This is a genomic window from Bacillus pretiosus (assembly GCF_051294775.1).
Classification (GTDB): Bacteria; Bacillota; Bacilli; order Bacillales; family Bacillaceae_G; genus Bacillus_A; species Bacillus_A wiedmannii.
Genome location: NZ_JBPPHF010000003.1, coordinates 20,479 through 33,854, shown reverse-complemented (window position 1 = coordinate 33,854; position 13,376 = coordinate 20,479). Strand labels below are relative to the sequence as shown.

The following is a 13,376-nucleotide window of genomic DNA, read 5'->3' as shown; positions in this document are numbered from 1 at the left end:
TATTGATTTTCAATTTCGATTATACCTTAGTTTTTTACTATTAATCAATGTTTTATGTTGGAAAACTTCCAAAAACGTCATTTTATACTGTGAATAAAAAAACTTAACTTGTTCACAAGTATTTCACATTTTATGGAAATGATATGTGTACAGTTTTCCACATTATCCATCTAGGAGGAGTTTATATGTACAAAAAAATCGCAGTAAGTATGACTATGGCAACATTATTATTCGGGGCAACCGTCTTCCCTACTTTCGCTGCCACGCCAAAAGAAATAACATTGCACCATCATAAGCCTATTTCAGAAGAAGAAATGCAGTCGCTCGAAAAACTCGGCTATAACAAACATGAAATTTGGAAAGCTGCTCACATTGCAAGAATCGGTAAAAAAGAAATAAAAGACGTTTTAGCTTACTATAAGCAAAATAAATCTTGGGAGAAAACAGCCCAGCATTTCGGTGTAGATCCAAGTAAATTAAAAAAGCATCATATGAATAAAGAGACGAAAAAAGCACTGCTGCAAGAATTAGCAAATATGCAAAAATCTACACCAGACGGCCTAAAACAAAAAATGAAAGATTATAATATCGGATTACGTCAGCTCACGGTATTAACAATCATCTCTCAAAAAAGTAACACTCCTCTTGATGATGTACTAAAAATGAAAAAAGACGGAATGGACATTAAACAAATTGCAGAAAAATTAAATGTAAAAAAAGAAGATATACGAGCAGAAATGATTAAATTAGTGAAGTCTATTAAGGAAAAGAAAACAAATTAATACGCCAAAAAAGGAAGGGATTCCCAATACCCTTCCTTTTCTTTATGAACTTTCAATTTTCAAGTATAAATTCCCGCCTTTCCCAAAAACTAACATAAGTAAATGCTATATGTCAGGGGGGTGTAAAAATGTTCGGTTTCTCATCTGAAAAATCCAAAAAGACTACGGCAAAAACACTTTGTTCTATTCCAGAATTTATACATACCATGAAAGAATCTAGCGATTTTGTATCTTATAACGTACTTGAAGATGAAACGTTATGCTTGTTTTATTATAAATCTGTCGTGGAAGCACTTATTATTAAACAGTTTATTTTAACTCCTATGAAAAAGGAATCAGAACATATTCAAAATATCTCTGACCTATGTAATATTGTCTCCATTGAAGATATTATTACCTCTCCCTCTATTGATGATATTCGTGAGAAATTATTAGGTGGATATATTTTAGTACGCTTAAAAAGCAATTCGAATCCCGATCAATATGCTTTAATTCGTGCCGAAAGTACTGTTTTAGGAACACGATTATATAACGATACAGAAAATGAGTATAGCGTAATTGGACCTAAAATCGGTTTCGTTGAAAACCTTGATACAAATATACACTTATTGCGCCGAAATATTGTAACGGAGCAACTCATTTTCAAAGAAGTTATCGTTGGATCTATGTCAAAAACGAAAGTAGCAGTTGCTTATATTGAAGGGGTTACAAATGAACAATTTATCAACACTGCAATACAACGACTAGAAGACATTGACTTTGATGTTCCATTTGATTCGACTATGATTGAGCAATTTATTAGTGATAATAGCAATTCACCATTCCCTGTTCTATTACCTACAGAACGATTAGATCGAGCAGTATTTGCATTAATTAACGGGGAAGTTTTAATTTTAACAGATGGCTCTCCATATGCTTTATTAGGACCGACAACGTTACTAGATTTTTTCATTTCACCAGAAGATTATTATTTACCGTGGATGATTGGATCGTTCTTTCGCGTTATCCGTTTTTTCGGAGCTATATTTTCTCTTTTTTCCTCCGCTATTTATACAGCGGCTTTAACATATCATTATCAAATGATTCCTGCTGATTTACTAGGACCTATTATTTTCTCGAGAGCGAACGTACCTTTCCCGCCTATTCTAGAAGCACTCTTTCTAGAGATTACAATCGAATTGCTTCGTGAAGCGGGAGCACGTTTACCGACGAAAGTCGGACAAACAATTGGTATTGTTGGCGGGATTGTAATTGGGCAAGCATCTGTTGAAGCCGCTTTAACGAGTACGATTTTATTAATTGCAGTTGCTTTATCCGCTCTTGCATCTTTCACAACGCCGACTGTAAAAATGTCTTCTACTATTCGGTTGTTACGCTTTCCACTTATTCTTTTAGCTGGTGCATTTGGTGGATTAGGTCTTATTGTCGGGTTTGTGTTTATTTTAGCTCATTTAATTAAATTAAAATCACTTGGATCACCTTATTTATTACCCTTATATCCATTTCGTGGTTTAGGTACAGCGGAAGGTTTTTTCCGTTTACCGTTTAGCCAAACTGCACAAAGGCCTTCTTTCCTTAGACCAAAATCTAAATGGCGCTATAATCCAAACAAAGCGAAGCAAAAACGTGATGGTGATAATGAATGAAAAAACTCTTATTGTTCCTTATTATAACCCTTTTTGTTCTACAAACTGGCTGTACACAAACGTATATAGTGGATACACAGCGTATTATTCATATTGCTGGATTTGACATCACAAAAAACAAAAGATTCCAAGGAACGATCTTATTTCCAGAGTATACACATGGTGTAAAATCGAAACCAGAAACTCAATCAACATCTGCCCGCTCACTTGAAACAATCGCTTCACGATTAAATGCAAAATCCCCCCACAATGTTGTTGTAGGTCAAATGCGTGTCGTTCTATTTGGAAAAGATCTAGGAGAACAAGGAATGGGGGAAATTATTACTAACTTACAACGTGATCCAAATATCGGGCGTGATGTACAACTAGCAATTGTAGATGGATCGGCTGAAGAGCTTTTAAATTATGGAAAAAAAAATGGTTCGTTATACATTGCTGATTTACTTGAACAAAATATACGAAACGAGAACATTCCACAAACCACATTAAACATTTTTTTATATAATTACTACTCTTCTGTATGTGATGCGTATGTTCCTTATATTAAAATGGACGATAATCATTCCGTGGCTGTCAAAGGACTTGCTTTTTTAAAAGGTGATAAAGTCGTTATGTATACAGATAAAAGACATTCTGTTTTAGCAAAATTACTTATTAACCCTACGAAAAATGGACGTTACGAAGCAGCGATAAAGAAGAACAAACATAAAGGTATGGTTGTCATACAAAACTTAGCTGGGGAAAGCAAGTATGATATTGATCAAACTGGTGACATACCAAAAGTAAAAATCCATTTAAAACTAAATGGACTAATTAAAAACTCCCCTAATTGGATTGATTTAAGAAAAAAAACAAATATCAATTATATAAAAAAACAAATTGAACGAAACGTTGAACAAGATTGTGAAGAATTAATAAAAAAATTTCAACAAAAGAGAATTGATCCTTTAGGAATACGCGATGAAATTAGAAGCCATACGAGAAAATGGAATATAAACCAAATTCGGAATATGTACCCGAATATAGCTGTGGATATAAATTTAGATATTAACATTGTACAATCTGGAATTGGGGAATAGTGAGGTGAAATAAGCAATGCATACAATGAATAAAACAAAGACTGTCTCTCCATATTTTGCATTTGTTTTGTTACATTCTCTTCAAATTGGAATAGGAATTCTAGGATATCAACGGGTAATTTTAAAAAATGCTGGTTATGACGCTTGGATATCTCTAATCATAGCAGGTATTGCAACTCATATTGTACTGTTTTGCATGCTAAAAATGTTAGAAAAAGATGGCGATTTAATTAGCATTCATACAACGAGCTTTGGAAAATGGATTGGTTCTATATTTTCTGTAATTTTTACTCTTTATTGCTTATTATTTTGCCTTACTGTTCTTCGTACATATATGGAAGTAATACAAGTTTGGATTTTCCCTACCATTAAGTTATGGAAACTAACCCTTATGTTTTTATTAGTGACTTACTATATTATAAAGGGAGGATTTCGCTCTGTGACGGGAATATGTTTTTGGGGAGTCGTTCTTCCTATTTTCGTTGTATTCTTTTTAATTTATCCAATGAAATATGCACATTTCCGCAATATTTTACCTATTTTTACACATTCACCTTTTGACATGCTTATATCTGCAAAACACTCTGCGTTAGAGTTTCTTGGTTTTGAGACGATCTTAATCTTCTATCCATTTATTGAAAAAGGAAAATCCTTAAAAAGATGGGCTCATGCAGGTATTGCTTTTAGTACCTTAATTTATGTAGTTTTAGCCATCGTATCTTTTATGTATTATAGCGAGGGCCAATTGAATCACACGATTTGGCCTACTTTAACAATGTTAAAAATCATTAAAGTCCCTTTTATTCAACGCTTTGAATATATTATTATTTTCGTTTGGTTTTTAATTATTTTGCCAAACCTTTGTTTAACCATTTGGTCATCATGTCAAACGATGAAGCGTTCATTCCATATTCCCTTTACATTCACATTACCATTTTTTATTTTCATGGTCTTTACAGCTTCCTTATTTTTCACAAACCGTGAGAGTATCAATACATTAAATACGGTGCTATCTCAAGCTGGTTTATATATTGTATACGCCTATATCCCAATTCTATTTCTATTTCATTCACTACGATGGCGTTTCAAAAATCAGTCGAAAAAATCTTCAACCGATACACCATAATCTCTGATACAATTTGATTAATACATTTGTAAAGGGGACAAGCGTATGAAGAAATATGTATTTTCTTTACTTGCAATACTGAGTTTAATTCTTGCTGGTTGCGGAGCTACTAGTACAAATGAAAAGAAATCATCTGAATCAAAAGAAGAGCATGACCACGCATCGCATACTCAGCAAGCTGACATTCAAGAAAAAACAAAAGGAGTCGACACACTTCCTACCTTCCTAGACAAGCTTGATCCACAAATGAAAGATATCTACACTGTCGCTGGGCAAAATGCAGAGCTATTAGATTGGATTCCATGTTACTGCGGTTGTGGTGAGAGTGTAGGACATAAAAATAATAAAAACTGCTTTATTCGTGAAATGAAAAAGAATGGTGAAGTTGTTTGGGATTCCCACGCAACGACTTGTGTCAATTGCTTAGAAATCGCAGTTGAATCTGCGTCCATGAAACAAAAAGGAAAATCAACATTGGAAATTCGCAACTATATTGACAATAAATATAAAGAAGGATATGGAAAACCAACACCTACACCAATGCCAAAAGCTTAAAAACGAGGAAACACCTCGTTTTTTCTTTTCATTCACTTTTTTTCTTAACAAATTCTTTCAAGTGTATTTCCCCTTACTTGTCACACACTATATATAACTCCTCAGTAAGGAGGGTACACAGTGCAAACATATAACGACTATGACAAAGCTCTCTATTACACGTATAGCTGTAATTGGGATAAATTACTCGTTCTTATGGTTCAAACGAACGATCAACTATTTTCTAAGCGTATTGAACATTTTTTACACGCTTATCAATACAGTAAAGAAATGCCAGAAGTTGATAAACAATTGCAGCTCCTATTTCAATATATTGACCATGCATCCCAAAAGTCACATATAGAAGAAGTAGAGCAAATTCAAATGTAAAATATAGCGCTATTCTCATAAAGAGAATAGCGCTTTTTTAAATATCGATATCAATAAAAGTTTCCCCTTATAAAACTTTTATTGATAAACATATTTTTTCTTTCTTTTCTATAGCACTTCATACTATAATTTAGTATGTAACTATTATAAGAGAGGTATAAAATATGAGACGAGAAAAAAAGCAAGAATATGCTTTACTTACCGCATGGGGAGCTTCTTTTGTCGCTACACTAGGAAGTCTGTATTTTTCCGAAATCATGAAATTTGAGCCTTGTGTACTTTGTTGGTATCAACGTATTTTTATGTATCCATTCGTTTTATGGCTTGGTATCGCTGTAGCAAAGAAAGATTATCGCATCGCAAGTTATTCTTTACCAATTGCAAGTATCGGTGCTTGTATTTCTTTATATCACTACGCAATTCAAAAAGTCGCAGCATTTTCAGCTGCTGGAGCAGCTTGCGGCCGTGTACCTTGCACCGGAGAATTCATAAACTGGTTTGGTTTTATTACAATCCCGTTTTTAGCACTTATCGGCTTTATTACAATCGCTGTATGTAGCTTTATTGCAATAAAAAACAAATAAGGAGATGAAACAATGAAAAAAATGCTTATATTTGGTGGTATTATTATCGCCTTGTTTGCAGCAATTTTCGCTGTCACACAAATGGAAGAAAAAAATGCTACTAGCCAAAAAATTGATAATGCTACTGATAGTAAAACAAATGGCCCTGACTACTATACAAACAAAATCTCTCTTTCAGATCTTCAAAAGAATTTAAAAGAGAAAAAAGAAGAAACAGTATACTTTTATCAAACATCTTGCGTTCATTGCCAAAAGCTATCTCCTGTCTTAGTACCGATGGCTAAAGACTTGAACGTTGATATGAAAGTTATGGATATTGAAAAACTAGATGCTCCTTGGGATGAATATAAAATTAAAGGAACTCCAACAATCATTCACTTTAAAGATGGCAAAGAAGTAAGCCGTATTAGTGGTGAACAACCGAAAGACAAATTAAAAGAATGGCTTGAGCAAACGAAAAAATAATGCGAAAAGGAAACTCCTTCTACACATGAAATGGGCGTAAAATCCCAAACTAATGTATAAGGAGGGGGTTTTATGCCAGAAGTGAAATGTTCTGTTTCCAATTGCTCATTTTGGGGACAAGGTAACTTTTGTCAAGCAAGTGCAATCGTTGTTCAACCAGATGCACAAGAGGCTGGTTCGAATGCAAATGATTCGTATACAGGTGCGGTTTTAACAAACGAGACGCTAGAAAGTTCTGTAGCAACGAGTGTAGAAACTTGTTGTCATACATTTAAGCCAAAATATTAAACATAAAAAGCATACGATTACTCGTATGCTTTTTTTACATTCCTCTCCAAAAATCATGCATGATAAAAAAGTACAAAATAACGAGAATAGCTGTCCCGCATAGGGTAATACGCCGATATATACTCTTCTCACCTTCTCTCGCTTTCACAAATGCCCAAATAAATCCGAAAAATAATATTAAATCAAAATATGGAACATAAAAAGAAAAAACGAGAAACGCATACAAATACACGATAAATAAACAGGTCGTTACTAAGAAAACTTTAAAAGCAAATTCACTTTTCATAATGTAACCGCCCCCTATCTGTACTGTATTATATTCAGCAAAATACAATAGTTGCAGTTAAACTCGAAGTAGAAATAAGCTACCGTCTGTAATACGGTAGCCATTATGGAACATTATATTTCCGTTTATATATATTACTTAAAGTCGAGGCAGGAATTTGCTCATAACGAATTTTTTCTCCTGTTTCATCCACAATATACAAATTGTTTCCTATATAATATATTCCATCTTTTCGTTTTGAGTACACTGCATATCTTTCGTTCGGCAATACCGTTTTCACTTTCGTTAACTGCCCATTTGGTTCTTGCCAATATATATCAGCACGGTCTACTAACGTAAGCATGCCAATTTGCTCTTCTTCTATTTTACGACCATTCCAGCTCACAACGCGGTAACCAAGCTTATTCGCTTCATGTTCAGGGCTCGTATGAAAACGAGAAATGATTACTTTCGTCTGTAATTGCACCCGATCATATAACCATTGTATATCCCGGTCATGCATGCGAATACAGCCATTCGACTCTCGGCTTCCAATCGTCCATTCCCGATTTGTTCCATGAATCGCATACTCCTTTTTATCCAAACCTAACCAACGCGTACCGAGAGGATTATTCGGTGCACCACCAGCTATTTTTTTTCGATGGTATTCTTTATTTTTAAATTTAGTTATAATACAAAAATTACCTTCAGGCGTAGGTGTACGATCTCTTCCAGTTGTTACGGGGAATGTTTTTGTATAATTTCCATTTTCAAAAAAAGACAACCGGTTTGTCGTAAGATTCACTAATATTAAATGATCTGTATCAGCAAAAGCACTAACCGGTAGGATGAAAAATAATAGTATGACGAAATATAATTTTTTCATCTATATCCCTCCCCTAGCGCTCAATATAATTAGTGGAATTAACTTTACTTTGCTCTTATCAATGAAAACTATCCATTTACAATAACGCCTCCATTTACATGCATCATTTGTCCGGTAACATAGGATGAATCATCAGACGCTAAGTATACATATGCTGGCGCTAGTTCATATGGTTGACCAGGTCTTTGCATCGGAACATTGCTTCCAAACTGAGAGACTTTCTTCTCATCAAAACTCGATGGGATAAGTGGTGTCCAAATCGGTCCCGGCGCAACACCATTTACACGAATCCCTCTTTGCACTAACGATTGAGAAAGCGATCTTGTAAAAGCTACGATTGCTCCTTTCGTTGCGGAATAATCAATTAAAGTTTCATTTCCTTCATACGCAACGATAGACGCCGTATTTATAATGACATCCCCTTGCCTTAAATGAGAAAGTGCTGCTTTCGTAACGTGAAAATAAGAAAAAATATTAATACGAAAAGTCTTTTCTAGCTGTTCTGCTGTAATATACTCTAGCCCTTGCTGCGGATATTGCTGCGCGACATTATTTACTAAAACATTCAAACTACCTAGCTGCCGAACGGTCTCTTCTACAATATCTTTACAATGCTGTTCATTACTTAAATCACCCGGCAACAATACACATTCCCCCCCTCTTTCTCAACATATTGTTTCGTCTCATTTGCATCTTCCTCCTCATCTAAATACGCAATCGCAATATTTGCTCCCTCTTTCGCAAAAGCGATGGAAACAGCGCGTCCAATCCCACTATCTCCTCCTGTAATTAATATATTTTTTCCTTTTAACTTTTCGCTTCCTTTATAATTTGGGTCTTCGAACTGTGGTAGAGGATTCATTAACGATTCAATACCAGGTTGTTTATTTTGATGTTGCGCTGGCATTGTTACAAAGTTTTTTTGCTGTGGCATATCTTCTTTCAACTCCTTTTCCTTATAATATGCGCACAATAAAAACTGAAATTCACACATCGTTTTACGATTAATATTCGAATTTAAGACACAAAATATGAATTGTTGTAAACTTTTTATGCAAAACTATTGCAAAATAGTTAAAAAACGAATATTATATATAACTGTTGTGAAAATTATTCGTAAACAGAAAGGATGTTTATATGTTTAACCTTTCAAAACATAAAACTTCTATTAAAACTGAAATTATGGCAGGTATTATTACCTTCTTAACAATGGCATATATCATTGTCGTAAACCCTGTCATCCTTGGGGATGCAGGTGTTCCATTTGAACAAGCATTTACAGCAACAATTATCGCTGCTGTTGTCGGAACATTATTTATGGCAATCTTTACAAACTTACCAATCGCAATCGCACCAGGTATGGGATTAAATGCTTACTTCTCTTACTCTGTTGTAAAAGCTCATGAAGGCATGACTTTCGCAATTGCATTCTCTGCTGTATTCGTAGCAGGTATGATTTTAATTTTGTTATCATTCACATCTTTCCGTACAAAATTAATGGAAGCAATTCCTGAAAACTTAAAACATGCAATTACTGCTGGTATCGGTCTTTTCATCGCCTTTATCGGTTTACGTTTAACAGGTATCGTTACAAAAAATGAAGCAAACTTAGTTGGACTTGGTGATCTTCACTCTGCTCCAGTACTACTAGCATTAGCTGGACTTGGAATTACAATTGTCCTTATGTCTTTAAATGTAAATGGTGCACTATTTATCGGCATGCTATTAACTGGTATTATCGCTTACTTCACAGGACAATTATCGTTCTCAAACGGCGTTACATCAATGCCTGGATTACCAGAAGGAATCATCGTTTCCAATCCAATTACTGCTGTATCTGATGTAATTAACTACGGATTGTACGGCGTTGTATTTTCATTCTTCCTTGTTACATTATTCGATACAACAGGTACATTACTTGGAGTTGCTCAACAAGGTGGATTTATGAAAGATGGAAAGCTTCCAAAAGCTGGACGAGCTCTTCTATCTGACTCATTCTCAGCAACAATCGGTTCTATGTTCGGAACAACACCATCAACAGCGTACATTGAATCATCTGCTGGTGTTGCAGCTGGTGGTCGTACTGGTTTAACAACTGTTACAGTAGCTGTTCTATTTGCACTAGCAGCATTCTTCGGACCATTAGTAAGTGCTGTTTCTGGCGTATCAGCTATTACTGCACCATCATTAATTATCGTTGGTAGTCTTATGATGGGATCAGTTCGCCACATCGATTGGGACGCATTTGATGAAGCATTCCCAGCATTCTTAGTAATCTTAAGCATGCCACTTACATCAAGTATCGCAACAGGTATCGCACTTGGATTTATTTCATACCCACTTATGAAAGTGGCAAAAGGTAAATTCCGTTCTGTTCACCCACTTGTGTATGTATTCGGAATCTTGTTCGCTTATCAATTGATTTTCTTACCACATTAAAATCCCTCATAAAGAGGGATTTTTTTTATGTATAAAAAAATAGAGCATCGAATTTCGATGCTCTATTTTCCTTTTGCAACAATATTACGAAAGTCTTCTCCACAGCCTAATACTTATTTTTGTAAAAACGACTGTAAATCTGCAAACTGTCTCTTTGCATCTTCATAGCCTTGCTCATATAGATTTTGTAGTTTTGCTGTATCTTTTTCCATACGATCTACTTGAAGCGACACTTCTGGGCGAATAACAAATAAATTCCCGGCTTGCTCTTCTTTTTCAATGTAGTGAAGTGTTTCATTATATACTTCATAACGATTCAACATCGTGTTCACAAGGTTCGGATATTTTTTATATGCTTTCGCTGCCACCCATCCAAACTTTGACTTTTTCTTCGCGTAACCATGATTTCTCGTTAAAATAACGACTGATTTTTTAAACCCATCTTCCTGTGCTTTACGAACTGGAATTGGATCAGAAATCCCACCATCTAATAACTGCTTACCACGGTAATTTACTACAGGTGCAATGAAAGGTAATGAACTAGATGCTTGTAATAAATTTAGTGCATCATCATTCGTTCCTTCTTTTTCAAAATAAACAGACTGTCCTGTTTCACAATCTGTTGTTCCTACAAGGAAACGCTCTGGGCTATTAAAATATGTTTCAAAATCAAACGGGACATGTTTTTCTGGAATTTCATGAAAAATGAACTCCATATCAAACAATTGGCGTTTTCTCCATAAATTTTTATACGATAAATATTGTGGGTGTGATGCATAATCAATATTGACCGTTTTATTTCTATTTCTTTGTCTGGAAAGATACGACGCTGCATGACAAGCACCAGCTGATACACCAATTACATATGGAAAATATAAATCTTGTTCCATAAAGTATTCTAATATCCCGCCCGTATATACACCACGCATACCGCCGCCTTCTAATACTAACCCCGTATTTTCAAGCATGTTATTCTCTCCTCTTTATATATTGACTCTTTAATTATTCACCATGTTAAGTATCTTTCTCTATTATATATGAGTTTTTTTAGAAATTATATTCAAAAGGCTTGAAATAAAGGAGTTTTTTCTTCCAATTATATTTCAAAATGTTTGGAGACATCCTTTATAAACCTTTGAATAAAATCTTGCTCTTCTTCCGTATATCCATCTAACAATAGCAGCCACTTTTCTTCAGCTTGTTTATGCAATTTATCATGAGCTTTATATATTTCATTTCCGCTTTCCGTTAAGCGAAAGAAAATTTCTTTTTGATTATCTAACATTTGCATCTTCTCAACGAATTGCTTTTGAAACAACTTTGTACAAATTTTAGAGATTGCACCCTTCGTCATTCCCATTTCTGTCGTAATAGCAGTTACATTCATCAGAGCATTTTTTCCGATAAACTCGATCACATGTAGTTCAGATAAAGACATACCACTTATACCTGTCTCACGAAGAAACTTCTCGTTTTGCCCTTTCAAATGTTCTTCTTTTTTATGCAAAAGTGTACGAATGTCCGAAAGTATTTCCATTTGTTTCGTTGCATAATCCAATCCGTTCGCCCCCTAAGTTTCCAAAGAAACAATTTAACTATATACCATTTTAAAATTATTTTTTCATATTTACAAGTGAGAAAAACATGTTAAAATGAATTTAGTTTCCAAAGAAACTAAATTACAAGGAGGTTAACATAATGAAAAAATCCAAACTACATTTCATTTTATACGTTGTCTGTATGAGTGCCTTACTCGGTTCCTTCGCCCAAAATATTTACACACCTATCTTGCCTATGATTCAAGCTTCTTTTCACACTTCTCTTTATCTAGTAAATTTAACAGTTTCACTATTCACATTCGTTCTTGCAATTATGCAGCTCATATATGGACCTTTAATTGATACAAAAGGGAGAAAATCTATCCTTATCCCTAGTTTAATCATTAGTACAATTGGTTCAATCGGATGTGCTTTTTCGGCGAACGTTTATTTATTTCTATTTTTTAGAGCTGTTCAAGCAATAGGAATAGCGGCTATACCTGTAGTTGCAGCAACGATTATCGGTGATTTATTTGAAGGAAAAGAACGCGGAGAAGCGATGAGCCTGTATCAAATGTTACTTGCTCTCGCACCTGCAATTGGCCCTCTTATAGGTGGTTATCTCGGCAATATAAATGGCCATTTATACGTATTTTTGTTTTTATCTACACTTGGCATTCTCTTATTAATTATAAACATTTCACTACTTCCAGAAACAAACCCCACTGTAATTAAACAACCGCAAGCAAAAAAGAATTACTGGTTTATCTTAAAAAATCAAACTGGATTTTCTATTACTCTTATTGGCTTTATTCAATTTTGTATTTACTTTTGCTTCCTCATTTTTTTACCGAGCATTTTAACAAATTTATTTCACTTAACTGCAAGTGAAATTGGTCTTATATTTGTACCGATGTCCCTTTCTATTATGTTAGGAAGTTATTGCTACAAGCTTTTGCAAAAACGCCTCACAACAAAGCAAGCTTTATTCATCACTAGTTTCTTCAATATTATATGTGTCACTTTATTCTCTTTCACATATAGCATCAATATCTCATTCATCATTATCGTTACATCTTTATATGGTTTTAGTATGGGACTTTCTATGCCAACTCACACTACTTTATTAACAGAAGAATTCGTACAAGAACGCGCAACTGCTATCGGTATGTACAACTTTATTCGCTATCTCGGTATGGGAACAGGACCACTTGTAGGTGGATTTCTTTTATTTAATCAAAATTACTTTTGGATTTTCTTCATAGGTGCACTTATGTTTCTACTCATAATCTTATATGCGATGAAACTGCTACGCTTCCCTGCCACACAAAAAGCAAAATAGAGACCTACAAAT

General features: G+C 34.5%; 15 protein-coding genes and 1 pseudogene. 11 read left to right on the top strand and 5 right to left on the bottom strand.

What is annotated here, in order from left to right:
* The first annotated feature begins 185 nt into the window (after positions 1–185).
* From ACSG5Z_RS16720 to ACSG5Z_RS16680, 9 genes are all read left to right on the top strand, one after another.
* Positions 186–782 (top strand): hypothetical protein, encoded by a 597-nt coding sequence (locus tag ACSG5Z_RS16720; RefSeq protein ID WP_141542708.1) that lies wholly within the window; start codon positions 186–188, stop codon positions 780–782.
* A 128-nt stretch (positions 783–910) separates the two neighbouring features.
* Positions 911–2,428 carry a spore germination protein gene (locus tag ACSG5Z_RS16715; RefSeq protein ID WP_137012246.1) on the top strand — a complete coding sequence of 506 codons (1,518 nt, stop codon included), beginning with the start codon at positions 911–913 and terminating at the stop codon, positions 2,426–2,428.
* Positions 2,425–3,507: a Ger(x)C family spore germination protein gene (locus ACSG5Z_RS16710; RefSeq protein ID WP_087985817.1), complete on the top strand. Its 1,083-nt coding sequence runs from the start codon at positions 2,425–2,427 to the stop codon at positions 3,505–3,507. Before ACSG5Z_RS16715 ends, ACSG5Z_RS16710 begins: the two co-directional genes overlap by 4 nt.
* Positions 3,508–3,523: 16 nt before the next feature.
* Positions 3,524–4,633: a GerAB/ArcD/ProY family transporter gene (locus ACSG5Z_RS16705; protein ID WP_087985818.1), complete on the top strand. Its 1,110-nt coding sequence runs from the start codon at positions 3,524–3,526 to the stop codon at positions 4,631–4,633.
* Positions 4,634–4,678: 45 nt separating this feature from the next.
* A complete protein-coding gene (locus ACSG5Z_RS16700; RefSeq protein ID WP_087985819.1) occupies positions 4,679–5,188 on the top strand; it encodes a PCYCGC motif-containing (lipo)protein in 510 nt (169 codons plus the stop codon).
* Positions 5,189–5,308: 120 nt separating this feature from the next.
* On the top strand, positions 5,309–5,557 hold the full coding sequence (locus ACSG5Z_RS16695; protein ID WP_001195461.1) for a YhdB family protein: 249 nt from the start codon (positions 5,309–5,311) through the stop codon (positions 5,555–5,557).
* 164 nt (positions 5,558–5,721) lie between these two features.
* On the top strand, positions 5,722–6,141 hold the full coding sequence (locus ACSG5Z_RS16690; protein ID WP_147787587.1) for a disulfide formation protein C: 420 nt from the start codon (positions 5,722–5,724) through the stop codon (positions 6,139–6,141).
* A 12-nt stretch (positions 6,142–6,153) separates the two neighbouring features.
* Positions 6,154–6,606 (top strand): thioredoxin family protein, encoded by a 453-nt coding sequence (locus tag ACSG5Z_RS16685; RefSeq protein ID WP_435711788.1) that lies wholly within the window; start codon positions 6,154–6,156, stop codon positions 6,604–6,606.
* A 72-nt stretch (positions 6,607–6,678) separates the two neighbouring features.
* Positions 6,679–6,894, top strand: a complete 216-nt coding sequence (locus ACSG5Z_RS16680) for a DUF1540 domain-containing protein (RefSeq protein ID WP_088062010.1) — start codon at positions 6,679–6,681, stop codon at positions 6,892–6,894.
* Between the two features lie 34 nt (positions 6,895–6,928).
* Here ACSG5Z_RS16680 and ACSG5Z_RS16675 read toward each other — a convergent pair whose 3' ends face one another.
* The 3 genes and pseudogenes from ACSG5Z_RS16675 to ACSG5Z_RS16665 form a co-directional block, all read right to left on the bottom strand.
* Positions 6,929–7,180 carry a hypothetical protein gene (locus ACSG5Z_RS16675; RefSeq protein WP_087985823.1) on the bottom strand — a complete coding sequence of 84 codons (252 nt, stop codon included), beginning with the start codon at positions 7,178–7,180 and terminating at the stop codon, positions 6,929–6,931.
* A 103-nt stretch (positions 7,181–7,283) separates the two neighbouring features.
* Positions 7,284–8,045, bottom strand: coding sequence for a L,D-transpeptidase (locus ACSG5Z_RS16670; RefSeq protein WP_435711787.1), 762 nt, complete (start codon positions 8,043–8,045; stop codon positions 7,284–7,286).
* A gap of 68 nt (positions 8,046–8,113) precedes the next feature.
* Positions 8,114–8,979, bottom strand: a pseudogene (locus tag ACSG5Z_RS16665) (SDR family oxidoreductase).
* Between the two features lie 203 nt (positions 8,980–9,182).
* Between ACSG5Z_RS16665 and ACSG5Z_RS16660 the strand changes: the two are divergent.
* A complete protein-coding gene (locus ACSG5Z_RS16660) occupies positions 9,183–10,484 on the top strand; it encodes an NCS2 family permease (RefSeq protein ID WP_097890211.1) in 1,302 nt (433 codons plus the stop codon).
* A gap of 113 nt (positions 10,485–10,597) precedes the next feature.
* Here the strand turns inward: ACSG5Z_RS16660 and ACSG5Z_RS16655 are convergent, their stop codons facing one another.
* Both ACSG5Z_RS16655 and ACSG5Z_RS16650 read right to left on the bottom strand, forming a co-directional pair.
* Positions 10,598–11,452 (bottom strand): patatin-like phospholipase family protein, encoded by an 855-nt coding sequence (locus tag ACSG5Z_RS16655; RefSeq protein ID WP_435711786.1) that lies wholly within the window; start codon positions 11,450–11,452, stop codon positions 10,598–10,600.
* 128 nt (positions 11,453–11,580) lie between these two features.
* The gene (locus ACSG5Z_RS16650; RefSeq protein WP_435711785.1) at positions 11,581–12,042 is read right to left on the bottom strand and encodes a MarR family transcriptional regulator; all 462 of its coding nucleotides are present in this window, start codon (positions 12,040–12,042) and stop codon (positions 11,581–11,583) included.
* Between the two features lie 140 nt (positions 12,043–12,182).
* On the opposite strand from ACSG5Z_RS16650, the gene ACSG5Z_RS16645 reads away from it, so the two are divergent.
* Complete coding sequence (locus tag ACSG5Z_RS16645) at positions 12,183–13,364, top strand: MFS transporter (RefSeq protein ID WP_435711784.1); 1,182 nt, start codon at positions 12,183–12,185, stop codon at positions 13,362–13,364.
* Positions 13,365–13,376 lie beyond the last annotated feature (12 nt).